22 protein-coding genes are annotated in these 25,554 nt (G+C 67.2%); 13 read left to right on the top strand and 9 right to left on the bottom strand.

Annotation, left to right across the window (positions count from 1 at the left end; all coding sequences use genetic code 11):
* Positions 1-38 precede the first annotated feature (38 nt).
* The 4 genes from WG924_RS12665 to aroQ all read right to left on the bottom strand — a co-directional run bounded on the left by WG924_RS12665 (position 39) and on the right by aroQ (position 3,571).
* Complete coding sequence (locus WG924_RS12665; RefSeq protein ID WP_345933407.1) at positions 39-1,172, bottom strand: alanine racemase; 1,134 nt, start codon at positions 1,170-1,172, stop codon at positions 39-41.
* Positions 1,173-1,267: 95 nt separating this feature from the next.
* Complete coding sequence (gene accC / locus WG924_RS12660) at positions 1,268-2,611, bottom strand: acetyl-CoA carboxylase biotin carboxylase subunit (protein WP_345933406.1); 1,344 nt, start codon at positions 2,609-2,611, stop codon at positions 1,268-1,270.
* Positions 2,612-2,631: 20 nt separating this feature from the next.
* On the bottom strand, positions 2,632-3,099 hold the full coding sequence (accB, locus tag WG924_RS12655) for an acetyl-CoA carboxylase biotin carboxyl carrier protein (protein ID WP_345933405.1): 468 nt from the start codon (positions 3,097-3,099) through the stop codon (positions 2,632-2,634).
* Positions 3,092-3,571 (bottom strand): type II 3-dehydroquinate dehydratase, encoded by a 480-nt coding sequence (gene aroQ, locus WG924_RS12650; protein WP_188577712.1) that lies wholly within the window; start codon positions 3,569-3,571, stop codon positions 3,092-3,094. Before aroQ ends, accB begins: the two co-directional genes overlap by 8 nt.
* Positions 3,572-3,827: 256 nt before the next feature.
* Here aroQ and thiS point away from each other — a divergent pair, with 256 nt between their 5' ends.
* The 9 genes from thiS (at position 3,828) to WG924_RS12605 (ending at position 15,995) form a co-directional block, all read left to right on the top strand.
* Positions 3,828-4,829 (top strand): sulfur carrier protein ThiS, encoded by a 1,002-nt coding sequence (gene thiS / locus WG924_RS12645; RefSeq protein WP_345933404.1) that lies wholly within the window; start codon positions 3,828-3,830, stop codon positions 4,827-4,829.
* Positions 4,830-4,906: 77 nt separating this feature from the next.
* A complete protein-coding gene (locus tag WG924_RS12640) occupies positions 4,907-5,641 on the top strand; it encodes a glutathione S-transferase (RefSeq protein WP_345933403.1) in 735 nt (244 codons plus the stop codon).
* 182 nt (positions 5,642-5,823) lie between these two features.
* Positions 5,824-6,783, top strand: a complete 960-nt coding sequence (gene gshB / locus WG924_RS12635) for a glutathione synthase (protein ID WP_345933402.1) — start codon at positions 5,824-5,826, stop codon at positions 6,781-6,783.
* Positions 6,784-6,985: 202 nt separating this feature from the next.
* Entirely contained in the window at positions 6,986-10,702 is a 3,717-nt protein-coding gene (locus tag WG924_RS12630) for an amino acid adenylation domain-containing protein (RefSeq protein ID WP_345933401.1), read from the top strand.
* 43 nt (positions 10,703-10,745) lie between these two features.
* Positions 10,746-11,729, top strand: coding sequence for an aldo/keto reductase (locus WG924_RS12625; protein ID WP_345933400.1), 984 nt, complete (start codon positions 10,746-10,748; stop codon positions 11,727-11,729).
* A 43-nt stretch (positions 11,730-11,772) separates the two neighbouring features.
* Positions 11,773-12,678 carry a HalD/BesD family halogenase gene (locus tag WG924_RS12620; RefSeq protein ID WP_345933399.1) on the top strand — a complete coding sequence of 302 codons (906 nt, stop codon included), beginning with the start codon at positions 11,773-11,775 and terminating at the stop codon, positions 12,676-12,678.
* On the top strand, positions 12,675-13,670 hold the full coding sequence (locus WG924_RS12615; protein ID WP_345933398.1) for a fatty acid desaturase family protein: 996 nt from the start codon (positions 12,675-12,677) through the stop codon (positions 13,668-13,670). The genes WG924_RS12620 and WG924_RS12615 overlap by 4 nt, the downstream gene beginning before the upstream one ends.
* A 7-nt stretch (positions 13,671-13,677) precedes the next feature.
* Positions 13,678-14,700 carry a DMT family transporter gene (locus tag WG924_RS12610; RefSeq protein WP_345933397.1) on the top strand — a complete coding sequence of 341 codons (1,023 nt, stop codon included), beginning with the start codon at positions 13,678-13,680 and terminating at the stop codon, positions 14,698-14,700.
* Positions 14,697-15,995, top strand: a complete 1,299-nt coding sequence (locus WG924_RS12605) for an ATP-grasp domain-containing protein (RefSeq protein WP_345933396.1) — start codon at positions 14,697-14,699, stop codon at positions 15,993-15,995. The genes WG924_RS12610 and WG924_RS12605 overlap by 4 nt, the downstream gene beginning before the upstream one ends.
* A gap of 15 nt (positions 15,996-16,010) precedes the next feature.
* Here the strand turns inward: WG924_RS12605 and WG924_RS12600 are convergent, their stop codons facing one another.
* The 3 genes from WG924_RS12600 to WG924_RS12590 all read right to left on the bottom strand — a co-directional run bounded on the left by WG924_RS12600 (position 16,011) and on the right by WG924_RS12590 (position 19,888).
* Complete coding sequence (locus tag WG924_RS12600) at positions 16,011-17,717, bottom strand: adenylate/guanylate cyclase domain-containing protein (protein WP_345933395.1); 1,707 nt, start codon at positions 17,715-17,717, stop codon at positions 16,011-16,013.
* Between the two features lie 184 nt (positions 17,718-17,901).
* Entirely contained in the window at positions 17,902-18,957 is a 1,056-nt protein-coding gene (locus WG924_RS12595) for a methyl-accepting chemotaxis protein (protein ID WP_372045157.1), read from the bottom strand.
* A 331-nt stretch (positions 18,958-19,288) separates the two neighbouring features.
* A complete protein-coding gene (locus WG924_RS12590) occupies positions 19,289-19,888 on the bottom strand; it encodes a MarR family winged helix-turn-helix transcriptional regulator (RefSeq protein ID WP_345933393.1) in 600 nt (199 codons plus the stop codon).
* Between the two features lie 203 nt (positions 19,889-20,091).
* Here WG924_RS12590 and hppD point away from each other — a divergent pair, with 203 nt between their 5' ends.
* Genes hppD through WG924_RS12575 form a run of 3 tightly spaced genes read left to right on the top strand, consistent with a single transcriptional unit; the run spans position 20,092 to position 23,337 of the window.
* On the top strand, positions 20,092-21,210 hold the full coding sequence (hppD, locus tag WG924_RS12585) for a 4-hydroxyphenylpyruvate dioxygenase (protein WP_345933392.1): 1,119 nt from the start codon (positions 20,092-20,094) through the stop codon (positions 21,208-21,210).
* On the top strand, positions 21,203-22,354 hold the full coding sequence (locus WG924_RS12580) for a homogentisate 1,2-dioxygenase (protein WP_345933391.1): 1,152 nt from the start codon (positions 21,203-21,205) through the stop codon (positions 22,352-22,354). Before hppD ends, WG924_RS12580 begins: the two co-directional genes overlap by 8 nt.
* The gene (locus WG924_RS12575) at positions 22,354-23,337 is read left to right on the top strand and encodes a fumarylacetoacetate hydrolase family protein (RefSeq protein WP_345933390.1); all 984 of its coding nucleotides are present in this window, start codon (positions 22,354-22,356) and stop codon (positions 23,335-23,337) included. The genes WG924_RS12580 and WG924_RS12575 overlap by 1 nt, the downstream gene beginning before the upstream one ends.
* Positions 23,338-23,432: 95 nt before the next feature.
* On the opposite strand, the gene WG924_RS12570 is transcribed toward WG924_RS12575, so the two are convergent.
* On the bottom strand, positions 23,433-24,233 hold the full coding sequence (locus tag WG924_RS12570; RefSeq protein WP_345933389.1) for a MipA/OmpV family protein: 801 nt from the start codon (positions 24,231-24,233) through the stop codon (positions 23,433-23,435).
* A 98-nt stretch (positions 24,234-24,331) separates the two neighbouring features.
* On the opposite strand from WG924_RS12570, the gene WG924_RS12565 reads away from it, so the two are divergent.
* Positions 24,332-24,916 carry a TetR/AcrR family transcriptional regulator gene (locus WG924_RS12565; protein WP_345933388.1) on the top strand — a complete coding sequence of 195 codons (585 nt, stop codon included), beginning with the start codon at positions 24,332-24,334 and terminating at the stop codon, positions 24,914-24,916.
* Between the two features lie 72 nt (positions 24,917-24,988).
* Here WG924_RS12565 and WG924_RS12560 read toward each other — a convergent pair whose 3' ends face one another.
* A complete protein-coding gene (locus WG924_RS12560; protein ID WP_345933387.1) occupies positions 24,989-25,543 on the bottom strand; it encodes a DUF2867 domain-containing protein in 555 nt (184 codons plus the stop codon).
* Between the last annotated feature and the right edge of the window lie 11 nt (positions 25,544-25,554).

Here is a 25,554-nt window from a genome sequence, read left to right as displayed (position 1 = left end):
ATCGCCGTGTCATCGGTTGACGAACGTGCAGGCACCACTCACCAGCCGCCGAAACGCGGCCAGATGACGGGTGTCGCGCCGGCTTTGGCTGGGATGACGTGGAAGGCGTCGAACTGCGCCGCGGTGGCGCAGGCATGATTGGGCAGGATGCGCAGCACTGCGCCGACCGGCAGGTCCGGCAAAGGACCGACGGCCCCCGCGCGCAGGGCGAGGATGCCGTGTTCCTGATTGGCGCCCGTGACGATCAGGTCTGGAATGACCCGGCCTGCGGCATCACAGACCAGCCCATAGCCCTGGTCGACGGTGTGGCCCGCTGTGCCGCGATCGCGGGAGAGCGCCATCCAGCCGGCATCGACCATGATCCAGCCCTGGTCGCTGCGATGGCCGATCACCGTGGTCGCGACCGAAAGTGCTATGTCCTCCACCGCGCAGACGCCGATGCCGGCCATCACCAGATCGAAGAACACATAGACCCCGGCGCGGACTTCGGTCACGCCCGCAAAGTCGCGGGCGGCGAGGGCGGTGGGTGTCGAGCCGACGCTGACCACAGGGCAGGGCAGGCCGGCCAGGCGCAGCCGCTCCGCCGCCGTCACCACGGCCAATCGCTCGCGCTCGGCGAAGGCGGCATGGGCGTCCGTGCCCGAGACGTCGTAGCTGCCGCCCGCATGGGTCATCACGCCGCGCAGCTCCGCACGGCTCTCGTGCAGGATCCGGCCGATCTCGGGGAGTTGCGGGGCGTCGGGGGCGAGGCCGGCGCGCTTGCCGTCGCAGTCGATCTCGATCAGTGCCGGGATCGGCGCGCTCGCGGAGGCCGCCGCCACCGCCCGGGCCTGCTCGACGGAATCGAGGATGACCGCAAGATCGCAGCCGGCGGCCCTGAGGGACTGGACCCGGTGGAGCTTTGCCGGCGCGATGCCGACCGCATAGAGGATGTCGCGCACCCCCGCCGCCGCGAAGACCTCGGCCTCGCGCAGGGTCGAGACAGTGGCGGGGCCGCCGGAATCGGGCAGCATCCGCCGGGCAATGTCGATCGATTTGGCCGTCTTGAGGTGCGGGCGCAGCCCGACCCCGAGCCCCGCGATCCGCGTGTTCATCCGGGTGATGTTCGCCGCCATCCTGGCCTCGTCGACCACGAGGCACGGGGTCTGAAGATCGGGGGAGAGACCGTTCATCGGAGGGCTCCGTGGGAAGATGGCGGGAAAACGGCAACGGGCGGGCCGAACGCATGTCCGGCCCGCCCGTTGCCACGGTGATGGATGGATCAGTTTCAGCCGCGATTGGCGACCAGGGCTTCCAGCCAGCGGATGTCGTAGACGCCGTCGACGAAATCCGGGTGGCGGGCGATGCGCTGATGCAGCGGCAGGGTGGTGTCGATGCCGGCGATCACATATTCGTCCAGCGCCCGGCGCAGCCGCATGATGCATTCATTGCGGTTGCGGCCATGGACCACCAGCTTGGCGATCAGGCTGTCGTAATGCGGCGGCACCCGATAGCCCTGATACAGCCCGCTATCCACCCGCACGCCCAGGCCGCCCGGGGCATGATAGGTATCGACCCGGCCGGGCGAGGGCGCGAAGGTGTCGGAGTTCTCGGCATTGATCCGGCACTCGATGGCATGGCCCTGGATGCGCACGTCGCTCTGCGTGAAGCCCAGCGGCTGGCCGGCCGCGACACGGATCTGCTCGCGGACCAGATCGATCCCGGTGATCGCCTCGGTGATCGGATGTTCGACCTGAAGCCGGGTGTTCATCTCGATGAAGTAGAATTCGCCGTTCTCGTACAGGAATTCCACCGTGCCGACGCCGCGATAGCCCAGCTTGCGCATCGCATCGGCCACGACCTCGCCCATGCGGGTGCGGTCGGCGGCGTCGATCGCCGGCGACGGCGCCTCTTCCAGCACCTTCTGGTGGCGGCGCTGAAGCGAACAGTCGCGCTCGCCCAGATGCACCACCGTGCCGAAGGTGTCGCACAGCACCTGGATCTCGATATGGCGCGGATTGGCCAGATATTTTTCCAGATAGACCGCATCCGAGCCGAAGGCGGCCTTGGCCTCGGCGCGGGCGGTCTGCAGGGCTTCGCGCAGGCCTTCGGGGTTCTCGGCCACCTTCATGCCGCGCCCGCCGCCGCCGGCCGCGGCCTTGACCAGCACCGGAAAGCCGATCTCGATGGCGATCTTCATCGCCTCGCCTTCATCGGTGACCGGCCCGTCGGTGCCGGGCACCAGCGGCAGGCCCAGATCCTTCGCGGCGCGCTTGGCCTCGATCTTGTCGCCCATCAGCCGGATATGGTCGGGCGTCGGGCCGATGAAGGTCAGGCCGTGGGCTTCGACGATGTCGGCGAAATGGGCGTTCTCGGACAGGAAGCCGTAACCCGGATGAACCGCTTCGGCGCCGGTGATCTCGGCGGCGGCGATGATCGCCGGGATGTTGAGATACGAATTGCGCGCGGCCGGCGGGCCGATGCACACGCTCTCATCCGCCAGCCGGACATGCATGGCATCCGCGTCGGCGGTGGAATGGACCGCGACGGTGCGGATGCCCATTTCCCGGCAGGCGCGATGGATGCGCAGGGCAATTTCGCCGCGATTGGCGATCAGCACCTTCTCGAACATGGGGGTCGATCGCTCCAGCGTCACTCGATGATTGCAAGCGGCTCGCCGAACTCGACCGGCTGACCGTTCTTCACCAGCACCTGGGCGACGACGCCGCCGCGCGGGGCACGGATGTGGTTCATGACCTTCATCGCCTCGATGATCAACAGGGTCTGGCCCTCGCGGACCGTCTGCCCCTCGGCGATGAAGGCGGCGGCACCCGGTTCAGGCGACAGATACACCGTGCCGACCATCGGCGACGGCACCGCACCCGGATGGGATGCGGGGTCGCTGACGGCGGCGACCGGGGCCGCGGCTGCGACCACCGCGGCGGCAGCCGGTGCCTGGTACATCATCTGGGGCGCCGCCATCTGCGCCGCCTGCCGCGCGATGCGGATGCGGCTTTCGCCGGCGCCGACCTCGATTTCGGTCAGGCCGGTTTCGTCGAGCAGCAGTGCCAGTTCGCGGATCAGGGCGGTATCGACGGCATGTGCCTTGGTGTCAGACATGCGATTGGTCCTTCGTGGCCGCAAGGGTGCCCGCCTGGCGGAGCAGCCCGGCCATCGCCTCGACCGCCAGCGCATAACCTGTGGCCCCCAGGCCGCAGATCACGCCGACCGCCGCCGTCGACACATAGGAATGATGCCGGAACGGCTCGCGACGATGGATATTCGACAGATGCACCTCGATCACCGGAAGCGCCGTCGCCGACAGCGCGTCGAGCAGGGCGACCGAGGTATGAGTGTACGCGGCGGGATTGATGATGATCCCTGCCGCCGAGATGCGGGCGTCCTGGATCCAGTCCACGAGAACGCCTTCGTGGTTGGTCTGGCGGAAATCCACGGCAAGGCCGACGCCGGCCGCGCGGCTTTCGCACAGGCAGCGGATATCGTCCAGCGTCGTGTGCCCGTAGATAGCGGGCTCGCGGCTGCCGAGCAGGTTCAGATTGGGTCCGTTGAGGACCAGGATGGTCGGCGCCATGCGGGCTGTCTATACCCCGTGGACGGTGATTAGGAGAGGACGCCACGTCAGCCCTGCGTTATAAAGCACCCGTGCCGCGGGGCGCAACGCCGTTCGAACGGCTCCATCCGCCTCATGGCACGCGCCGGTTGCGCCGGCGGGCGCGAACGACCGCCGGATGTCTGCCACCGGAGCATACCGGGATAGGCGACGGCGGGGCCCGCTTCCGCGGCCAGCCTGGCGTTGCGGACCTTATCTGGATGCGGAGACTGCTGGCATGCGACTGATGATCAATGGCGAGCCACGCGAAATCGACGGCACACCGTCGGTGGCGGAGCTGATCGGGCAGTTGGGGCTCGATGTGCGCAAGATCGCCGTCGAACGCAATCTGGAAATCGTGCGCCGCACCGAGTTCGATCAGGTCCGGGTCGCCGATGGTGACCGGCTGGAGATCGTGCATTTCATCGGCGGCGGCAGTGGTGCCGCGGCACCCCAGGCGGCGCCGGCCGATGACGACCCGTTCACGGTCGCAGGCCGGCGCTTCACCTCGCGCCTGCTGGTCGGCACCGGCAAATACAAGGATTTCGAGGAAACCGCCCGCGCGATCGAGGCATCGGGCGCCGAGATCGTGACCGTGGCGGTGCGCCGGGTGAACGTGACCGATCCCAACGCGCCGATGCTGATGGATTATGTCGACCCCAAGCGATACGTCTATCTGCCCAACACGGCCGGCTGTTTCACCGCCGACGATGCCGTGCGCACGCTGCGGCTGGCGCGTGAGGCCGGCGGCTGGAATCTGGTGAAGCTGGAAGTGCTTGGCGACCAGAAGACCCTGTATCCCGACGTGACCGAAACCCTGAAGGCAGCCGAGGCGCTGATCCGCGACGGGTTCGACGTCATGGTCTATACCAGCGATGATCCGATCGTGGCGAAGCGGCTTGAGGATCTGGGCTGCTGCGCGATCATGCCGCTGGCAGCCCCCATCGGCTCGGGTCTCGGCATTCAGAACCCGGTCAACATCCGGATCATCATCGAACAGTCCAGCGTGCCGGTGCTGGTCGATGCCGGCGTCGGCACGCCGTCGGATGCGGCGGTGGCGATGGAACTTGGCTGCGACGGCGTGCTTATGAACACGGCGATCGCCGGTGCCCGCGACCCGATTCTGATGGCGCGGGCGATGAAGGCCGCGATCGAGGCCGGCCGGCTCGGCTATCGGGCCGGGCGGATGCCACGGAAATTCTATGCCGATCCGTCCTCGCCATTGGCCGGCCTGATCTGAATGGATGCCTGATCTGACCGGAGACATGGCCCGCGGACGCGACCCCGGCTCACCGCCTATCGAGGACGCCGAGCGCGATGACCATGGAACTGTATTACTGGCCGGGCCTGCCCGGCCGCGGTGAATATGTCCGGCTGGTGCTGGAAGCCGTGGATGCGCCCTGGCGCGACATGGCGCGGCTGCCGGAACGCCAGGGCGGCGGGATGGCGGGATTGACCGCCATTCTGGGCGATCCGACCGAGCCGTTCACGCCCTTTGCCTGCCCGGTGCTGAAAGTGGGCGACATGCTGATCGCCCAGACGCCCTTGATCTGTGCCTATCTGGGCGAGACCTTCGATCTGGCGCCGGACACAGAGCCCGAGCGGCTGTTCGCCCGTCAGATCGCGCTGACCACCGCCGATCTGGCGGCCGAGGCGCATGATGTCCATCATCCTCTGGGCTCGTGGGCATATTACGACGACCAGAGACCTGAGGCGCAGCGTCGGGCAGCAGGTTTTCGCAGCCAGCGCATTCCGAAGTTTCTCGGCTGGTATGAACGGGTGCTGACCCGCAACCGCCATGGCGCCGACTGGCTGGTGGGCGCGCGGATGAGCTATGCCGATCTGGGCCTGTTCCAGACCGTGGCGGGTCTGCGCTATGCTTTTCCCCGCCGGATGGCGGCATTGGACGGGCAGTTTCCGGCGGTCGCGGCTGTGGTCGGGCGCGTGGCGGCCAGCCCCCGGATCGCCGCCTATCTGGCCAGCGACCGGCGGCTCTCCTTCAATGAAGACGGGTTGTTCCGGCATTATCCGGAACTCGACGGCACCGAGTGACCCGCGCGGCGTGGGGCATGCCATGCCCCGCGCCGCGATCTACCACAGGTTTCGTATCGCGGCCATAAATGCATCGTGGCGATAGACCAACCCCTGATAGAATGATATGGTCCGCGAGAGCTTGATGATCGATGGATCGCGGCGGTATGCCAACGATCCGTTCGCTTTGCCGCCGAGGAACCATGGCCCTGACCGTCGCCTTGCAGATGGATCCGATCGAAAGCATCAATTTCGACGGGGACACCACGCTGATGCTGGGGCTGGAAGCCCTGCGGCGCGGACATGAGCTGTATTACTACCTGCCGTCGGGCATGAGCCTGGCGCCGGATGGCGTCGTTGCCGAGGCCTGGCCGCTGGGCCTTCAGCGCGTGAAATCCGATTACTTCCGCCGTGGCCCGCGTGAGCGGGTGCGGCTGTCGGATATCGACGTGGTGCTGTTGCGCCAGGATCCGCCCTTCGATCTGGCCTATATCACCAGCACCCATCTGCTGGAGCATGTGCGGCCGCAAACGCTGGTGACCAACAATCCGGCCGAGGTGCGCAACGCGCCCGAAAAGCTGTTCATCACCCGTTTCCCCGATCTGATGCCGCCGACCCTGATTTCGTCGTCGAAGGACGAGATCGCGGCATTCCGCGCCGAGCATCGCGACATCATCCTGAAGCCGCTCTATGGCCATGGCGGTCTTGGCGTGTTCCATCTGAAGCCGGATGACGAGAACCTGTCGGCGCTGCTGGAGCTTTATGCCGAACGCGGCCGCGAGCCGCTGGTGGTGCAGAAATATCTGCCGGCGGTGCGCGATGGCGACAAGCGCATCATCCTGATCGATGGCGAGCCGCGCGGCGCCGTGCTGCGTGTGCCGCAATCGGGCGAGGCCCGCGCCAACATGCATGTCGGCGGCCAGCCGGTGAAGACCAGCCTGACCGCGCGTGATCATCTGGTCTGCGAGGCGATCGGGCCGGAACTGCGCGCGCGCGGCCTGACCCTGGTCGGCATCGACATGATCGGCGACCACCTGACCGAGATCAACGTGACCTGCCCGACCGGTATCCAGGAAATCAACCGCCTCGACGATGTCACCCTGGAACGGGATGTCTGGGATGCCATCGAAACGCGGCTTGGGGCCCTGCGCGCCACAGGCTGACGCTGCCGCCGTTACCGACCTTCCACCGACCAGCACGCACCCGATAAGGGGCGGCCAAGAAGAACAATCAGACAATCCGACATGATCGGGGCGGGCCCGGGCCCGGCCGACGGGGGACGATCGCGTCCGGCCCCCGACGGTCGACCTGTGCCTGAACGCGCCCGGACATGACGATGTGGTGTTGTATCTGGAGCTGTTGACGATGGAGCAACATGCCGCGAAAAGCCGCGTGCCCGCACCCATGTCGGGCCGTGACCGCAGTGTCTGCCACCCCCTGCCGGCGCTGGCGCCGCTGAACCGGCCGCTCGCGGCCATCCTGACCGCCACCCTGGCCGCATTGGCCTTCCGTTGGCGGGGCGGCACGCCAGGGGTCGTGATCGATGTCGCCGAATCAGGCGCACCACCGCGACGTGTGACGCTGGATGTGACGGCAGGTCAGACGCTTGCCCGGCTTGCCGATGCGGCGGTGCTGGCGGCAGGCGGGCGGGGCGACGATCAGGGGCGGGGCGACGATCATGGGCGGGGCGACGATCATGGGCCGGACATGGCCGATGTCATGCTCGATCTGGGCGGCGGCTCCCAGCGCCGGATCGCGGCGCCGATCGCCTGCCGCATCGACGCCCTGTACTGGAATGGCGAAGGGGCGGGATTGTCGATCATGATCGATCGCGGCCGCTGCCGGACGCCGCTCGACGAGGCGGATGTCGAGGACATGGCCGATGCCGCCCTGCGCCTGTTGACGGCGGCGCTCGACGATCCGGAGTGTCCGGTGGAACAGGTCGATCTGGTTGGGCCGGCCTTGCGGCATCGCCTGCTGGTCGAGACCAACGGCCCACGCATGCCCTATGCCATCGACACCACCGCCCTGCATCTGTTTCAGGATCAGGCCGTCCGGCATCCCGAGTGGCCGGCCCTGACCCATGACGGTGTGACGGTCAGCTATGGCGCGCTGGATGATGCGGCCGATCTGCTGGCCCGGCAGTTGCAGACCGCCGGTGTCGCCAAGGGCGATCTGGTGGCGATGCTGATGCCCAATGGCCTGGACCTGCCCCTGGCGATGATCGCGCTGATGAAACTTGGTGCCGCCTTCGTGCCGATGGATGACGGCTGGCAGGGACCACGGGTGCGCGACCTGCTGGCGGCGCTGTCGCCGCCGCTGGTGCTGTGCCGCGATCCGGCGCTGGTGCCGGAGGCGTTTCCGGCCGTGCGGGTGGATCTTGCCGATTTGCTGGCATCGCCCGATCTGCACGCGGCCCGGCTGCCCGATCAGGGGGTGGTGGCCGGCGATCTGATCTATGGCTTCTATACCTCGGGCTCGACCGGCCTGCCGAAATGCGCGCTCAACCTGCATCACGGCCTGCTGAACCGTTTCGGGGTGATGACCCGGCGTTTCGCGGCCAATGGCGCGGCGCCGGTGGTGCTTCAGAACAGCCGCCATGTCTTCGACAGCTCGATCTGGCAGTTGCTGTGGCCGCTGACCATCGGCGGCCATGTGGTGATCCCCAAGACCGGCGGCGTGCTCGATCTGGCATCGACCATCGCCACCATCCAGGCGCACCGGATCGAGATGACCGATTTTGTGCCGTCGATCTTCAACGCCATGGTCGATCTGCTGGCCGCCGAGCCCGATCAGGCACCGCGTCTGGCATCGCTGCGCCATCTGCTGATCGGTGGTGAGGAAATCGACCCGCGGGCGGTGCGCCGTTTCCGCCGGATGCTGCCGGGTGTCGGTATCGTCAACACCTATGGCCCGACCGAAGCCTCGATCGGATCGATCTTCCATCATGTCACCGATGAGGATGACCGGGCGATCCCGATCGGCACGCCGATCGACAACACCTTCGCCGTGGTTCGCGACGAACGCGGTCTGCTGGCACCGCCGGGGGCGATCGGCGAGATCCAGATCGGTGGCGATTGTCTGGGCGCCGGCTACCTGGGGGAGCCGGACAAGACCGCGGCGGCGTTCATCGACAACCCGTTCGCGGAGATCCCCGGCCACCAGCTCTATCGCACCGGCGATCTGGGTTTCTGGCGCCGCGACGGCCGGCTGGGCTATGTCGGGCGCCTGGACAATCAGGTCAAGATCGGCGGCGTGCGCATCGAACTCGCCGAAATCGAGCTGGTTCTGGCCGGGCATCCCGATATCCGCGCCACCCGTGTGGTGGTGTTCGATCAGGGCGCCACCCGGGAGCTGGTCGCCTGCGTGGTGCTGCGGGGCGATGCCGCGGGCCGCGACCAGGATGCCATCGCATTGCGCCGCTTCCTGGCCGGCCGGCTGCCGCGTTACTGCGTGCCGCAGCGCGTCCTGTTCCTGGACGCACTGCCGTTGAACCCGAACGGCAAGGTCGATCGCAAAGCTCTGGCGCGGATCGCCGCGGACCGGGTGCAGGATGCGGCCGGTGCGCCGGCATCGCTGGGCGACGACACACTTGCCGCCGTGGCGGGGCGCTGGCGGTCGGCGCTGCATCTGGCACCCACGGCACCGGATGACGGCTTCTTCGACCTGGGCGGCACCAGCCTGACGGCACTGGTCCTGGCCCTGGACCTCAGCCGCCATTTCAGCCTGCGGATCACCGCCGAGGACATCTTCCGGCATCAGACGCTGGGCGCGATGGCGGCGCTGATCGATCACCGCCGGCTGCGGCCGGATGTTGCTCTGGGGCGCGGGGACATGGGCAAGGCATCCGATGCCGGTCAGGTGCCCGATATCGTGCTGGCGCCGGATATCCGGCCGGCGCTGCCGGGGACCCCGCGGGCAGACGGGCGGGTGCGCGTGCTGTTGACCGGCGCCACCGGTTTCGTCGGGGTGCATCTTCTTCAGGCGTTGCTGGCGCGACCGGCGGTGGATGTCGTCTGCCTGATCCGTGCCGGCGATGCGGCGGCGGCGGCGGCCCGGCTGGAGGCGGCGAGCCGTGCCGCCGGCTATGCGTCGCCGCCGGGCGCCGCTCGGGTGCGGGTGCTGGCAGGCGATCTGGCCTCGCCGGCGCTGGGTCTTCCGCCTGCGCCATATCAGGCCCTGGCGGACGAGATCGACGAGATCGTTCATGCCGGTGCGCTGGTCAACATGCTGCACGGCTATGACGCCCATGCGGCGGCCAATGTGGGTGGGGTCGAAACGCTGCTGCGTCTGGCGGGGCAGGGGCGACCGAAGGTGCTGCATCACCTGTCGACCTTGAGCGTCTTTGCCCGCGAGCCCGGCCCCGGGCCGGTCACCGAGGCCATGACCGCCGATCGCCGGGTGTTGCCGCGCGACGGCTACAGCCAGTCGAAATGGGCGGCCGAGCACCTGGTCGATCAGGCCTGCAGGCGCGGCTTCGCCGTCACCCTCTATCGCCTGGGCGAGATGCTGCCCCATGGCACCAGCGGCCATGGCAACCCCCGCGCGGTGCCCGATCTGCTGATGGCGGCCTGCCTGCGGCTGGGGCTGCGTTTTCCGACCGCGCTGCGCTTCGATTACAGCCCGGTCGATATCGCCTGCCGGTTCATCGCCGGCCGGGTGGGCGGCGCAGCCGATATGGCCGATGACGCGGCACGCTTTCACCTGCACGGCCTGTCGACACCGTTCGCGGCCGTGCTGGACGAGGCCGAGGCCCAGGGCTTCCGCCTGTCGCGGGTGAGCTATCCGGTCTTTCACGCCCGGTTGACCGATGCGTTTGAAACCGGACGCGACATCGTGCTGGGGGCGGCGCTGGCGGTGCTGCCGCAGCCGGCGCCGGGTAGCGGTGCGATCGATGACGACGCGGTGGCCGGGCTGATCGTCGACAAGGATCTGATGTTCGGCTGCACGGCGACCCGCGCCGCCATGGCCGATGCCGGTCTGGTCTGGCCGCCGGTGGATCGGGCGCTGCTGGCGCCCTGGTTCGACCGGCAGCGCGATCTGGTGGTGGCGGCAGATGCGGCGTCGGTGGGCGTGCCCTGACAACCGCCACCCATTGACCCATCGACCTTGCAAGGGGCGTGACATGGAGTATCGGAAACTGGGCCGGCTGGGCTGGATGGTCAGCGAGATCGGCTATGGCACCTGGGGGATCGGCGGCGGCGAGGGCGGCTGGACCGGCAATGACGACGACGCCAGTCTGGCGGCCTTGCACGAGGCGGTGGAGCGGGGGGTCAATTTTTTCGACACCGCCTGGATCTATGGCCGTGGCCACAGCGAGGTGCTGCTGGGCCGGCTGCTGCGCGAGTTGGGAGGGCCGCGCGTTTATGTGGCGACCAAGATCCCGCCCAAGGACCGCAACTGGCCCTCGACCCGCCAGTCGCGGCTGGCGGATGTCTATCCGCCCGATCACATCCGTGACTATACCGAGCGCAGCCGCCGCAATCTGGGCGTCGACTGTATCGACCTGATGCAGTTCCACGTCTGGGAGGATAGCTGGACCGACGATCCGTCATGGCAGGACACCATGGCCGATCTGAAGGCGCGGGGGCACATCCACGGCCTTGGCATCAGCATCAACCGCTGGGAGCCGTGGAACGCCCTGAAGGTGCTGCCGACCGGGCTGATCGACGCGGTGCAGGTGATCTACAACATCTTCGATCAGGCGCCGGAGGATGCGTTGCTGCCGCTGTGCCGGTCGCTGGATCTGGGCGTGATCGCGCGGGTGCCGTTCGACGAGGGCACGCTGACCGGCACGCTCTCACGCGACACCACCTGGCCCGAGGGCGATTGGCGCAATTCCTATTTCGTGCCCGAGAACCTTGAGGCGAGCGTCGCGCATGCCGAACGCCTGCGGCCGCTGGTGCCCGAGGGCATGACCATGGCCGAACTGGCCTTGCGCTTCATTCTGGCCAACCGGGATGTGCACACGATCATTCCGGGCATGCGGTCCAGCCATCATGTCCGCAGCAACACCGCCACCAGTGACGGCCGGGCGCTGCCGCCCGATCTTGTGGCCGCCCTGCGTGATCATCGCTGGGACCGGGAACCGACGGCGTGGTCGCAGTGACCAGGATGTCCGTCAAAGACGTGTCGCAGACAGGAGGGAGCGCATGAGCAGTGCTGCAGCCGACCATCCGACCAATGGGCATCCGACCAATGGGCATCCGACCAATGGGCATCCGACCGACGGGATGTTGATCGATCCGGCCGATATCGACCGGCTGATCGCCGATCGCATCGCCGAGGTGGTGACCGACGAGGTTCTGGCCGGGTGGCGGCGACGCTTCCTGGCGGAAGGGCTGGTGGTGGTGTCCGAGATCTGCCCCCCTGAGGTGATGGCCGCCTTGCGCGCCGATGTCGAGGCGCTGATCGACGGCTATGCCGTGCGCCGGCATATCCGGCTGCCGACGACGTCCAACACGCCGCGACGGCTGAGGTCGGTGAAGCGCGGCTATATCGCCGAGCACAGTCTGCTGATCCCGACCCTGTATCGTGCGGCCCCCCTGCTGGCACTGGCCAGCCGGATCGCCGGCGAAGAGGTGGTGCTGTGCCCCTATGACGAGGAACAGTTCGTCATCTCGCGGATGAACCAGCCGGGCGACACCCATGGCTGGCATTGGGACGATTATGCCTATGGCATGGTCTGGGTGCTGGAGGCGCCGGCGGTTCAGGATGGCGGCTTCATTCAATGCGTGCCCGGGACACACTGGGACAAGAACGACCCGCAGTTGTTCGAAACCCTGTGCCGGCACCCGATCCGGTCCTATGGCCTGACATCGGGCGACATCTATTTCCTGCGCTCCGACACCACCCTGCACAGCGTCTATCCGCTGCAGAACCCGACCCAGCGGACCATCGTCAACCTGGCCTGGGCGAGTGTCGCCGACTGGAGCCGCGAGATCGACCACGAGACCACCGAGATGGTCTATACCGATCTGGATGCGGCACCCGGCCTGGATGCGCCGGCCAATGATCTGGCGGCCGATGACGTCGCCGGATCGGAGCGGCAGCCATGACCGACGCGGTGATGCCAGGGGGGAGCGTGGCGGCATCTCATGGCCGCGCCATCGCGGAACCGGCGGGGGCCGAGGCGGGGGCGGCGCTGGCGGAACGGCGACTGGCGCCCGAGCGGCTGCGGATCGCGGCCGATGCCGGTTTCATGCGCATCGACAGCCGGCGGTTCGTCTTGCGGATGCTGGAACAGGGGCTGATCTGGGGGATCGGCGCCTGGGCGGTTCTGGGCAGTGGCCATCTGGCGGTGCAGGTTCTGGGCGCGGTGCTGATCGGCATCGTCTATGCCCGCAATCTGGAATTCGCCCATGAATGCATGCATTTCATCGCCTTCCGCAGCCGGGCGCTGAACCGGCTGGTCGGCACCGCCCTGGCGATCCCGATGCTGACCAGCTTCGAGGAATGGCGGGTCAGCCATGCCCGTCACCATGTCGATGTCCGCGACGAGGCCTTCGCCTATAAGCCCGAGGCGATCCATAGCTGGCTGATCCTGTGGCGCAACCTGCTGTCGATCGACCATTTCCGCGCGGCGCTGGGCAAATGCTGGCGGGCGGTGCGCGGCCCCATGCCCGCGCGCAACCGGTCGGAGCGCCGCATCCGCAGCAGCTTCCGGATCATGAGCGGCTGTCTGGTGGCGGCGGTCGCGATCGATCTGGCGATCGGCCGGCCGGTCTTCCTGTGGCTGTGGTTCATTCCGCTGATCCCGGCGGCGATTCTGAACTTTCATATTCAACTACCGGAGCATTTCGGCTGTATCATGGACAACGGCAGCGCGCTTCTGAACAGCCGCCGCATCGTCACCCATCCGGCGGTCAGCTGGTTCGTCAACGGCAACAACTTTCACAGTTCGCATCACTGGCTGGCCAATGCGCCGATCGCGCGGCTGGCGGCGATCGACCGCATCATCCAGGCCGATGTGATCTATAGCGAGCCATCCTATCGCGCCTTCTTCAGCCGGTATTATCGCGACGTGTTGCGCAACATCAGACAGAAATGATGCGTCCATGAGCCAAGATCGTGCCGCCGCCGACGGCTCGCCCTCCGATATCGCAATGACGCCCGATGCCGACAGCTACCGGCATGCGCGGCCGCTGGTGATGCTGGGGATCGGCGCGATCCTGGCCTATAACGTCACCAGCGCCGCCAAAGAGGTCTATGCCGGCCATGTGCTGCAGACCGCCGATCCTTTCGTGCTGATCACGCTGTGTTTCGGGCTGGTGGTGGTGGTGTTCCAGATCCTGCACCGGCTGGAGCGGGGCGGCAGCCGGGTGCAGCCAGGCCCGGTGCCGGCCGCATCCGTGCTGCGGCTGTTCATCGTGATGAACCTGACCACCACCGGCGCCTGGCTGGGGCTGTATTTCGCCCTGCGTTATCTGGAACCGGCGGTGGCGGGCGGGTTGAGCGGCGGTGTGGGGCCGCTGGCGGTGTTGTTGTGGCGCCGCTGGACCGGCCGCCCGATCGGCGGAGACGAATTGTTGAGCGGGCTCGGCATCCTGGCCGCCTGTCTGTTGCTGGCCTGGAGCGCCACGGCCGGACAGGGGCTGGTGATCGACGCCACGCCCGCCCAGACCCTTGCCGGCCTCGCCTCGGCAACCGCGGGCGGCATCTCCGCCACGCTGGCCAGCGTCTGGGCCAAGAAGCTGTCGGGGGCGGGGATGTCGCCGGTGGGCATCATGGCGCATCGCTTCTATGTGCTGGTGGCCCTGGCGGCGGTGCTGGCTCTGGTGCTGGGCCGCTTCGCCCTGCCGCTGCCCGATCTGGGCGGGGTGGTGATCATCGGCCTGTTCGGTGTTGCAGCCCCGCTTTATGCCTTGCAGGTGGGGATCAAATACTGCCGGATCTTCCATGTGAACATCATCATCGGCCTGTGTCCGTTGTTCACACTGGGCTTCCAGGCGTTCAGCGCCTGGGTGCACTGGTCGGGGCTGACGGTACTTGGGGTGGTGATGCTGGTGGTTTCCGGCTATGTGGGCCTGTTCCGGATCAGGCGCCCGTCGCGCGTGGCGGCGGCGGGGGTGGAGCCATGACCGATGGTGGCACGACCGGTGACGACAGACCGGTGGCGGTGATCGTGGATGGCTATTCCACCGGTGCCGCGCTGGCGCCGGAATTCGCCCGCCGGGGCTGGGCCTGTGTCCATGTGTCGAGCCGGCCCGATATCGATCCGGTCTATCAGGCGGTGCATCGACCTGAGACCTATCGCGCCGGCATCACCCATCGCGGCGATCTGGCCGAGACGCTGGCGGCGCTGGCGCCGTTCCGTCCGCGTGCGGTGCTGCCGGGGGCCGAGATCGGGGTGGAACTGGCCGATGCGCTGGCGGAAGGCCTGGGGCTTGCCGGCAATGGCACGGCACTCAGCGCCGCGCGCCGCGACAAGTTCCTGATGGCGCGGGCGGTGGCGCGGGCGGGGCTTGCCACCGCGCCGCAGTTTCGGACCGGCGATGCCCCGGCCGCGCGCGACTGGGCGCGCGATCAGGGCCGGTGGCCGGTGGTGGTGAAACCGCTGAACAGCGCCGGCACCGATGGCGTCACCATCTGCCAGACCCCGGACCAGTTGGATCAGGCCTTTGCCCGCATCCATGGCAAGCGCAACCGGCTGGGGCTGATCAATGACGACGTGCTGATCCAGGGGTTTCTGCAGGGCCGCCAGTATTTCATCAACACCATCAGCCTGGCCGGCCGCCATCTGGTGGCCGAGATCTGGGTTGAGAGCAAGCGCCAGGTCGCCGAGGCCGCGTTCATCAACGATCTGGAAATGCTGCTGCCGGCCGACGGGCCGGTACAGGCGCTGCTGGCCGATTACACCATGGCGGTTCTCGATGCCCTGGGCATCAGCCACGGGCCGGCACATACCGAGGTGATGCTGACCGATGCGGGGCCGGTGCTGATCGAGACCGCCGCCCGGCTGATGGGCACGGTTGAACAGCGTGCGGTGATGGCGGCACTGGGCGAGACCCAGGTGACGCTGGCCGTGGATGCCTGCACGGATCCTGAGGGGTTCAGCGCCCGACTGGACCGGGCGGCGGCGGACGTGCCCTATCGCATGCAGGGCCATCTTTGGTGCGTGGCGCTGATATCCGGGCAGACCGGCCGGATCACCAGCCATCAGGGCCTGTCGCGGCTGGAGCGGCTTGCATCCTATGTCTCGCGGATCAACATCGCCCCGATCGGCAGCCTGCTTGCGCCGACCGTGGATTTCTTCAGCAGCCCCGGCGTGGTCTATCTGCTGCACGAGGATCAGGCGGTTCTGGCGGCGGATTATGCCTGCATCCGCGCCTGGGAGCGTGACGGCCTGCTGTTCGACGTGGCGCCGGCTGGATGATCAGATCGGGCCGGATCAGTCGTTCAGCCGGCGCACCGCATCGGCCGGCACGGCATGCACCGACAGTGGCTCGGTCCGGCCGCGGACGGTGATTTCATGGCGGGTGGCGTTCAGCGCCTGGGGTGATTTTCCGGCCGCGGTCAGCACGTCATCCGACACCACCAGCAGACAGGCATGGGCCTTGGTCAGCTCTTCCAGCCGCCGGGCGACATGGACCGTGTCGCCAACCGCGGTCAGCATCCGGGTTTCGCCATAGCCCAGCCGCCCCACGACCGCGGCGCCGCCATGGATGCCGATGCCGATCCGCAGCGGCTGGCCCAGATCGCGGGTCAGGCTCTGGTTCAGCACGTCCAGCCGGTGGGCGATTTCGCCGGCGGCACGAAGCGCATGGGCCGCCGCCTCTTCGAAGCTTTCATCGGCGCCGAAGATCGCCATCACCTCGTCGCCGACAAAGGCGTTGGGCGTGCCGCCCGCCGCTTCCACCGCGCCGCCGATGGTTTCGAAATAGCGTTCCAGCAGGAACATGATGTCATAGGGCGGCCGCTGTTCGGCGATCGCCGTCGATCCGCGGATGTCGGTGAACAGGATCACCACCTTCTGCTCCCGCCCGCCATGGACCATCGGATCGGTGGTCAGGCGGTGGCTGGGGGTATGGGCGCGCAGCAGCGGCTGCACCGTCAGGGCGTGATCGGGGCGCAGCCGGCAGGCCAGGCGCACGCCGTCGGGGGCCCGGATCTTCTTCAGCAGGGCGGCTTCATCGGCATCGGCCGGCTTCAGATACTCGCCGCCGCGGGTGACCTCGACCCGGCAGGTGGAACAACGCCCGCGGCCGCCACAGACCGCGGCATGCGAGATCCCGCCGAGGCGGCTGGCTTCCAGAACCGATGTGCCGGGCAGTACCCGCACGCTGCGCCCGCCCGGATACGAGACCGTCACCCGGTCGTGGCGCAGGGATGCCAGATAGACGGCACCCCGCAGGGCGAAGGTCAGCGCCACCATGGCCACCCAGCCATTGACCATCCAGGCCTCGGTTTCGTGAGCGCGGGCAAATGCGCCGGGGCTGAGGCTGGTCAGGCTGGCCGGCAGCACGCCGACCTGGATCAGCGATGCGACGCTGCGCCCGGTATCGATGAAGCCCAGAAGGGCTGTCAGCGGCAACAGCCATGACAGCAATCTCCAGGCATTGATCCACAGCGGCGCTGCGCTGCGCGCCTTCATCCAGAATCCCAGACCGATCATGCCATGGGCCCAGACGATGCCCATCAGGATGATCTGACGCAAGGCGCCGGTCGGCGTCCACAGGATCGCCATGATCCGGGTATAGCTGTCGATGCCGGTCTGTTCGTCCAGCGCCGCCTGCACTCCCACCACATGGGCCGCCAGCAGCAGCGGCATGGCCAGACCCAGAACCAGTTGCAGCATCTCGGTCCACGGCATCCGCAGGCTGCGGCGGCTGTAGAGCGCGTGAAGCCCAAGCGCTGCGTGGACGACGAAGGCGATGGTGAGCAGTTGCGCGCCGGGCGTCCGTGTCCACGGCGCCATGGTGACGTCGAGCATCAACTGGGCGGCGCCGATGCCGAACAACCCGCTGGCATGGGCGATCAGATGGCCGGTCACGAAGACCAGCAGTACCGCGCCGCTGAGACCGCGCAGCCGCCGCAGCAGCCGCCTGTGTCGCAGCCGCGCTGCCGGGATGGTCGGGTGTCCGTGGAGTGTGGTCATCAGGCGCGCGCGATCATCAGGGTGCCGGGCTTCCGGAACGGCCATCACGGCCGGGCCGGCACCGAGGATCGGTTGGGCCGGCCACCCATCTTACGGGAGTGGCCGGCCAAACGGGAGACCGGACGTGTCAAATCCGGATGATGCGCGGCCGGTGTCGGCTGATCCGTCGCCTGATGTCGCCGGATCAGCGCATGCGCTGGACAACAACGCCCATCCAGCCCAGGCCATCATATTCCTGATAGCCGATGGTTTCCGAGAATCCGACGATCGTGTCGCCGGTCATGTATGTGCCCTGCTTGGCGCCATCGGTCGACAGATGGAAGGTCTGGTACAGGCCCTGGCCGTCGGAGGCCGCGATCACCCGCCGGGCACGGTCGAGCAGCAACACCCGCGAATGGGTCCATTCATCCGCCGACAGCGACGGCTCGTCGACCACGATCGACCGGCCCTGACGTTCCCAGTCGAAATAGATGCCGAGCGTGCCGATCACCCGGCCGTCGGTACGCCCGCCCTCGCGGACCGCGGTCGCATAGACCAGAACCGAGCTGTTGTCGTGCAGCGCGTCGGTGCGGACGTCGTCGACGATGTAATCGTCGCCGCTGCGCGTCGCCAGCGCGTCGCGCACCCAGGCTTCCCGCGACAGATCGGCGCCGCGCAGCCGCTGGAACCGCTCGTCGGCCATGGCCACCACCCGGCCATTGGCGTCGGTGAGGACCAGATTGGTATAGACCGTGTAATAGCGATGGATGACCGAGAGCCGGCGGGCCGCGTGGTCGAGCGCCTCTTTCGACGGCTGCTCCAAGGCCTGCCAGAAGGCACTGTCGGTGGCCCACCAGCGCACGTCGCAGGTGCGTTCATACAGGTTGCGCACGATCAACTGCACCAGGGCCTTGGCCAGTTCCTGGCCGCGCTGGGCGACCAGACGCTGGGTCACCGCCTCGCAATCGGCGATCCGGCCGATGATTTCCTGCTGAAACCGCTTGGCGGCGCCATCGGCCTGTTCGGCCAGGCTTTTAACCTCGCCCGCGACCACCGAAAAGCCGCGGCCGGCGGTTCCGGCGCGCGCGGCCTCGATGGCGGCGTTCAGGGCCAGCAGTCGTGTGCGGGCGGCGATTTCCTGATTGCCGGTGGAAAAGCGGCGCACGTCGTCGCTCAACCCCTGCATCAGTCCGCGGACTTTCTGGGCAGAAACGGTACCCGTGCCGACGCCATTGGTGGCGCGCTGGACGGCGATGGGCATCTGGTTGGTCATGGTAAAACCCCCTGTCGTTCCTGGTCGCGGTAAAGCCGCGTATTGCTTGCATCAGACCATCGGTTCCGGCGAGGGATGCGGGGGCTGCATACCATCCTGCCGTGTGCCGGTTCGACGTCCGTATGTTCACCTTTGTTTAACTGTAGGCGAAAATGTGGCGCTGCAACAAGAGCGGATATGCACTGCGGCAGCGAATAAACGCCAGGGTTCGCGAACCGCCCGGGTGCGAAGTGCCTTTACGCGCATGGCTTGTGTGGAACGGTCGTATACTTCGCTCTTGATGGATATTCACCATGAATGCCCAGGATTGTGCGGCGCATTATCGTGCCGGATCATCTTTCGTGCCCGCGACGGTGCGGGATGCCATATCGGTCAGCCGGTCGATCAGCAGCACCAGCGCCTCGCGCTCGGCGGGGGTCAGCTCCGCGATCAGCCGGTCTTCATAATCCAGCGCCAAGGGCGCGATCCGGGCCAGGATGTCGAGCCCGGCCGGCGACAGCCGCAGCAGCACCCGCCGGCGGTCGGCGTCGTCGACCGTCCGCTCGATACGCCCCGCACGCTCCAGCCGTTGCACGGCGCGGCTGACCGTCACCTTGTCCATCTCGGTCGCATCGCAGATCGCGTTGGCGGTGAGCGGCGCGAACCGGCCCAGCACCGCCACCACCCGCCATTCGGGAATGGTCAGGTCGAAGGTGTCGGCATAGGCGCGTGCCAGGGTGGATGAAATCCGGTTGGCCAGCACCGATAGCCGATAGGGCAGAAACCGTTCCAGCCGCAGACTGCGGCCATCCTCACCCCGGGCCGGGTTGGGGAGGCGGGGGATGGCGGGCACTGATGATGGCGATGCATCGGTCGTGGTGGAACGATCCGGGGTCGCGGCGGGTTGCGATGATGCGCGGGAGGTGTCGTCGGGTGTCACGAGGACAGCGTGCTCCACTTGACAAGCCGTGGGTGTGACGGCAACTTAGTTACAAATGAAACTATCAGAAGCCGGCGGCAGCGTCGAGCCTCTGGAACGGTCCGGTCCGCTTGCCCGCCGCCGCCTTGTGCCGGCGTGGCCGCCATGTCCCGTTCAGGGTGCTCTTGGCCGATCCTAGCCGCGGCGTGTCGAGGGGGAAAGCGATGAGCACCGAAACCATGACCAGTGCCGACGGCAGGACCGGTGGCGATACGCCGTTCGGGTTCGAGAACCCGATGGGGACCGACGGCTTCGAATTCGTCGAGTTCGCCAGCACCGACCCGGCCGGGATGGGCGCGCTGTTCGAACGGATGGGCTTTGCCGCCGTCGCCCGCCACCGCAGCAAGAACGTCACCCTCTATCGCCAGGGCGACATCAACTTCATCATCAATGCCGAGCCCGAAAGCTTCGCGCAGTCATTCGCCCGCGTGCATGGGTCGGGGGCCTGTGCGATGGCGTTCCGGGTGAAGGATGCGGGTTTCGCCTATAAGCGCGCGATCGAGCTGGGTGCCAAGCCCCATCAGGGCCAGGTCGGGCCGATGGAGCTGAACATTCCGGCGATCCAGGGCATCGGCGGCAGCGTGATCTATCTGGTCGACCGCTATGGTTCGAAGGGCACGATCTACGACATCGATTTCGAGCCGATCGCCGGCGCCGACCCGAAGGCGGCCGATCAGGGCCTGTCCTATATCGACCACCTGACCCATAACGTCCATCGCGGCCGGATGGATCATTGGGCCGAATTCTATACCAAGCTGTTCAATTTCCGCGAGATCCGCTATTTCGACATCGAAGGCAAGCTGACCGGGCTGCATTCGCGCGCCATGACCAGCCCCTGCGGCCAGATCCGGATTCCGATCAACGAGTCGGCCGACGACAAGTCGCAGATCGAGGAATATCTGAAAGCCTATAACGGCGAGGGCATTCAGCACATCGCGCTGGGTTCCACCGAGATCTTCGCCTCGGTCGAGGGCATGCGCAGCCGTGGCGTCGCCTTCCTGGAAACCCCCGGCAGCTATTACGATATGGTCGACACGCGCGTGCCCGGCCATGGTGAAGACCTGGACCGGATGCGCCGCGAGCATATCCTGATCGACGGCCTGCCCGACAATCATGTCGGCATGCTGTTGCAGATCTTCACTGAAAACGTCATCGGCCCGATCTTCTTCGAGATCATCCAGCGCAAGGGCAATGACGGTTTCGGCGAGGGCAACTTCAAGGCACTGTTCGAGGCCATGGAACTGGACCAGATCAAGCGTGGGGTTCTGACCGCCGATGCGTAACTGGATCAACATTCCGCGCGTCGAAGGCCGCGCCTCGCGTCAGGCCCATGCGGACCTGCCGGATGGCACCTTCGAGCACGAGATCGGTCGCGAGGGCTTCTTCGGTCCCGCGGCCCATATCCACCATGCCCATGCCCCCACCGGCTGGGTGCGGTTCGAGGGGCCGATCCGGCCCCGTGCCTTCGACACCACGAAGTTCGACGCCGTGCCCGACAGCGCCTGGGCCGCCGAGCCGCTGGCCGGCAACCGCCGCTGCACGGTCCGCTTCTGGCGGATCGAGGCGCCGATGGACCATCTGGCGCGCAACGCCGATGGCGACGAGCTGCTGTTCGTCCATGACGGCGCCGGTGACCTGTTCTGCGACTTCGGTCATATGAGCTATACCGAGGGCGATTATCTGCTGCTGCCGCGCGGCACCATGTGGCGCCTGGTGCCGTCGGCGCCGACCCGCATCCTGATGATCGAGGCCACCGACAGCGCCTATAAGCTGCCCGACAAGGGCATCGTCGGGCCGCATGCGATCTTCGATCCGGCGATCCTGGCGGTGCCTGAGATCGATGCGGCCTTCGACGATCAGCGCGCCGAGACCGAAACCCGGGTGGCGGTGAAGCGCTTCGGTCAGGTCTCGACCATGGTGTTCCCGTACAACCCGCTGGATGCGGTGGGCTGGCATGGCGATCTGGCGCCGGTGAAGGTGAACTGGCGCGATATCCGGCCGCTGATGAGCCATCGCTATCATCTGCCGCCCTCGGCGCACACCACCTTCGTTGGCGAACGTTTCGTGGTCTGCACCTTCGTGCCCCGGCCGATCGAAACCGATCCGGGCGCGCTGAAGGTGCCGTTCTTCCATTCGAATGTCGATTATGACGAGTTCATCTTCTATCACCGGGGCTCGTTCTTCAGCCGGGACAACATCCATCCCGGCATGATCAGCCTGCACCCGGCGGGTTTCGCCCATGGCCCGCATCCCAAGGCCTTCGCCACGGGGCAGAAGGCGGCCCGCAAGGAGACCGACGAGGTGGCGGTGATGATCGACACCCGCGACCCTCTGGAGGTTCAGGCCGGGGCGGCGTCGGTGGAATGGACGGGTTATGTCGACAGTTGGCGGACCGCGCCTGCTGCAACCAACGAGGCGGCCGAATAATGAAGCTGGCGACGCTGAAGGACGGCAGCCGCGACGGGCGGCTGGTTGTGGTGTCTCGCGACCTGACGCAATGCGTGCCTGCCGATGGCATTGCCGCGACGCTTCAAGGCGCGCTCGACCGCTGGGCCGAAACCGCGCCGAAGCTTCAGGCCCTGTCCGAGCGGCTGAATGCGGGCGAGGCCGAGGGCGCGCTCGGCTTCGACCCGGTGGCCGCCATGGCGCCGCTGCCGCGCGCCTATCAATGGGCCGACGGTTCGGCCTATGTGAACCATGTCGAGCTGGTCCGCAAGGCGCGCGGCGCTGACATGCCTGAGAATTTCTGGCATGACCCGCTGATGTATCAGGGCGTGTCCGACCGGTTCATCGGCCCGATGGACGATGTGGAATGCCCCGACGAGGCGTTCGGTATCGATTTCGAGGCCGAGGTGGCGGTGGTCACCGACGATGTCGCGATGAGCACCGCCCCCGATCAGGCCGGCGGTCATATCGTGCTGGTGATGCTGGTCAACGATGTCAGCCTGCGCAATCTGATCCCGGGCGAACTCGGCAAGGGGTTCGGTTTCTTTCAGGCCAAGCCGGCATCGAGCTTCTCGCCCGTCGCGGTCACCCCCGACGAGCTTGGCGACGCCTGGGACGGGGCCAAGGTCAATCTGCCGCTCCGGGTCTGGCTGAACGACACGGTGTTCGGTGCGCCGGAAGCCGGCGAGGACATGACCTTCGATTTCCCGCGCCTGATTGCCCATGCCGCCCGCACCCGGCATCTGGGGGCCGGCACCATTATCGGCTCGGGCACGGTCTCAAATCTCGACCGCAGCCGTGGGTCCTGCTGCATCGCCGAGCGGCGCATGCTCGAGTCCATCGATGCCGGTCGGCCCGACACCCCGTTCATGTCGTTCGGCGACCGGGTGCGTATCGAGATGACCGACCGCGCGGGCCATTCGATCTTCGGTGCGATCGACCAGAAGATCGTGAAATGGGGCTGATGCCACTGGCGGATTGAGCGCCGGCAAGGCGTCAGGTCCGGTCATGCCACCAACGGCGCCCCGTTCGAACCGGGGCGCCGTTGCTGTGTGGTCGATCAGAAGGTATAGGTCAGGCCCATCAGTGCGATCGGCTGGGCCTTCTGTTCCACGAACGGGCTGTCGGCGGCATCGCCCAGAAGCTGCGTGGCACCGACCGACCCGACCGCGCGGATGCTGTCGGTGATGCGATAGCTGGCACTGACGCGCAGCGAGATGTCCTTGAAGCCGCTTGTGGGCGTATAGCGGTCGAAACCCGAGGCGGCGGCCTCCGACGCATCCACCCCGAAATAGCTGGTCATGTAGCGGGCATTTGCCCAGGTGGCGCCAAGGCTGGGCGTGATCGTCAGCCGGTCGGTCGCCTGGACCGGATAGCCCAGGCCGGCGCTGATCAGCATGCCCCGGTCGGTCTCGGTGACCGCCTGTGTCACCGCAAGCGTCGCGACCGCGCCCCGATATCGCCCCGACACGAACAGCCGTGCCCCCAGGGCATCATCCACGCCGTTCAGCCCGGCTGGAACGTCGTCCTGGTCATAGCCCTGCATCCAGTTGACAGCAATCCCGGCCGTGAAGCGGGGCGCCCTGATGATGTGGACACCGATTCCGTCGCCGACCTTCGCAAACAACCGCCCGTACTGGACGTCGACCAGCGGCAGGGGCTGGGCCTTGTATTCTTCAGATCCCTGAAACACCGGAACGGCGGCGACGCCGGCGCCCAATGTCCAGTGATCCTCCGCGGGCTTTGCCGGAGCCGGGGCCGACGCCGCCTGTGCGGGCGCCGCCGCGGCCATGGCCAGTCCGCCAAGCGTCAGCCACAGGCCGGCGGCGACCGGCCGCATCAGCGCAAAAGCTCTTGTCACGTCGTCACCCCGTTAATAAGATGCGGTGATGCATCTATAGAATCCGCGGCGCGTGATCGTCAAGATGCAAACGCGCATCTTAATGGGACGGTCATCAAATGAAGGGACGCCGGCGCGGCGCAGATCTCGATGAGGCGCTTCTGGATGCGGCGTGGAGTGAGCTGACCGAGCGTGGTTATGCCGGGATGACCATGGAAGCGGTTGCGGCACGTGCGGGAACCAGCCGCCCGGTGCTTGCCCGCCGCTGGGATGGCAAGGCGCCGCTGGCGATCGCCGCGATCCGGCAGCAGATGGCGAAGGCGCCTCTGCATGTGGAAGATCGCGGCGAGGTGCGCGCCGAACTGCTCGACTATCTGGAGCATGCCTCGCGTCGCGCTCTGGCCATCGCCGCGGCCTTCAGCCTGTTCACGAGCGAATACTTCCACGACACGGCGTCGACGCCGACCGATCTGCGGGCGGCCCTGACATCCGGCGGCCCCGACACGCTGGGTGGCATCCTGGAACGGGCGGTGTCGCGCGGCGATATCGACGCCGAAAAGCTCACGCCACCGGTCAGGACGCTGTTGACCGACCTGTTCCGTTATCATGCGATCATGACGTTTTCGCCGCCGCCACCGGATCTGCGCATGGCCTGGGTCGACCGCATCTTTCTGCCGCTGGTCAGGGCGCGACCAATGCCGTGACCGCGGGCGTCGCGCCCATGCGCCGGCTGCCGTGCGCGGCTCGGGGCGTGGCGCCAGGCTCCGGGCGTGGCGTCAGGCTCTGGATGTGGCGTCGGCCGGGCTGCGCCATCCGGCCCGTGCCGCCCGGGCAAGCGACGAGCGCACCACCGCACGGTGGAACGGGGCAATAACCATGATGTAGCTGCGGCCCAGCAGGTTGTGGCAATGGACCACGGTGGTCAAGGTCACCATTTGCGCTCCTGGCTGCGCCCCGGGCTGCGCGTCGGTGATGCGGACCGACAGGCGGAAATCGAGATGGCGATCATCCTCGCCCATCAGGATCTCGTCGGCATGGATTTCATAGACCTTGAAGATGCCGATCCGCCGGTCGCCGGGGCCGTCGGGCGTCGCGAGCATCGGGGCGGTCTTGAGGCCGAAGGGCGAGACCAGCAGATCGCGCAGCCTCAACAGCCAGGCGACCCAGGCCGCCTGATGGCTGAACAGGGCGCGGGCGATGGCCTCCGGATCACCGCCCAGCCCGCCGGGCAGGGCGATGGCATAACTGTCCGCCAGATCCGCGCCGGCGAAAAGCGGGCGGAGACGCGAGGCGTGCGGCAGCGGCACGGCGGATGGCTGGTCGATGGTCATGCCGCCGAGTA

The organism is Tistrella arctica (assembly GCF_039630945.1).
Classification (GTDB): domain Bacteria; phylum Pseudomonadota; class Alphaproteobacteria; order Tistrellales; family Tistrellaceae; genus Tistrella; species Tistrella bauzanensis.
Note: the sequence above shows the minus strand (reverse complement) of the source record. Positions and strands in the feature narration are given on the sequence as shown.

Coding starts and splice junctions, on each gene's coding strand:
- WG924_RS12620 (WP_345933399.1), top strand. CDS start 11,773: ATGAGCAGTGCTGCAGCCGACCATCCGACCAATGGGCATCCGACCAAT.
- WG924_RS12630 (WP_345933401.1), top strand. CDS start 6,986: ATGGAGCAACATGCCGCGAAAAGCCGCGTGCCCGCACCCATGTCGGGC.
- WG924_RS12605 (WP_345933396.1), top strand. CDS start 14,697: ATGACCGATGGTGGCACGACCGGTGACGACAGACCGGTGGCGGTGATC.
- gshB (WP_345933402.1), top strand. CDS start 5,824: ATGGCCCTGACCGTCGCCTTGCAGATGGATCCGATCGAAAGCATCAAT.
- WG924_RS12600 (WP_345933395.1), bottom strand. CDS start 17,717: ATGACCACACTCCACGGACACCCGACCATCCCGGCAGCGCGGCTGCGA.
- accB (WP_345933405.1), bottom strand. CDS start 3,099: ATGTCTGACACCAAGGCACATGCCGTCGATACCGCCCTGATCCGCGAA.
- WG924_RS12640 (WP_345933403.1), top strand. CDS start 4,907: ATGACCATGGAACTGTATTACTGGCCGGGCCTGCCCGGCCGCGGTGAA.
- WG924_RS12615 (WP_345933398.1), top strand. CDS start 12,675: ATGACCGACGCGGTGATGCCAGGGGGGAGCGTGGCGGCATCTCATGGC.
- aroQ (WP_188577712.1), bottom strand. CDS start 3,571: ATGGCGCCGACCATCCTGGTCCTCAACGGACCCAATCTGAACCTGCTC.
- WG924_RS12565 (WP_345933388.1), top strand. CDS start 24,332: ATGAAGGGACGCCGGCGCGGCGCAGATCTCGATGAGGCGCTTCTGGAT.
- hppD (WP_345933392.1), top strand. CDS start 20,092: ATGAGCACCGAAACCATGACCAGTGCCGACGGCAGGACCGGTGGCGAT.
- WG924_RS12625 (WP_345933400.1), top strand. CDS start 10,746: ATGGAGTATCGGAAACTGGGCCGGCTGGGCTGGATGGTCAGCGAGATC.
- WG924_RS12560 (WP_345933387.1), bottom strand. CDS start 25,543: ATGACCATCGACCAGCCATCCGCCGTGCCGCTGCCGCACGCCTCGCGT.
- WG924_RS12595 (WP_372045157.1), bottom strand. CDS start 18,957: ATGCCCATCGCCGTCCAGCGCGCCACCAATGGCGTCGGCACGGGTACC.
- WG924_RS12610 (WP_345933397.1), top strand. CDS start 13,678: ATGAGCCAAGATCGTGCCGCCGCCGACGGCTCGCCCTCCGATATCGCA.
- WG924_RS12665 (WP_345933407.1), bottom strand. CDS start 1,172: ATGAACGGTCTCTCCCCCGATCTTCAGACCCCGTGCCTCGTGGTCGAC.
- WG924_RS12575 (WP_345933390.1), top strand. CDS start 22,354: ATGAAGCTGGCGACGCTGAAGGACGGCAGCCGCGACGGGCGGCTGGTT.
- accC (WP_345933406.1), bottom strand. CDS start 2,611: ATGTTCGAGAAGGTGCTGATCGCCAATCGCGGCGAAATTGCCCTGCGC.
- thiS (WP_345933404.1), top strand. CDS start 3,828: ATGCGACTGATGATCAATGGCGAGCCACGCGAAATCGACGGCACACCG.
- WG924_RS12580 (WP_345933391.1), top strand. CDS start 21,203: ATGCGTAACTGGATCAACATTCCGCGCGTCGAAGGCCGCGCCTCGCGT.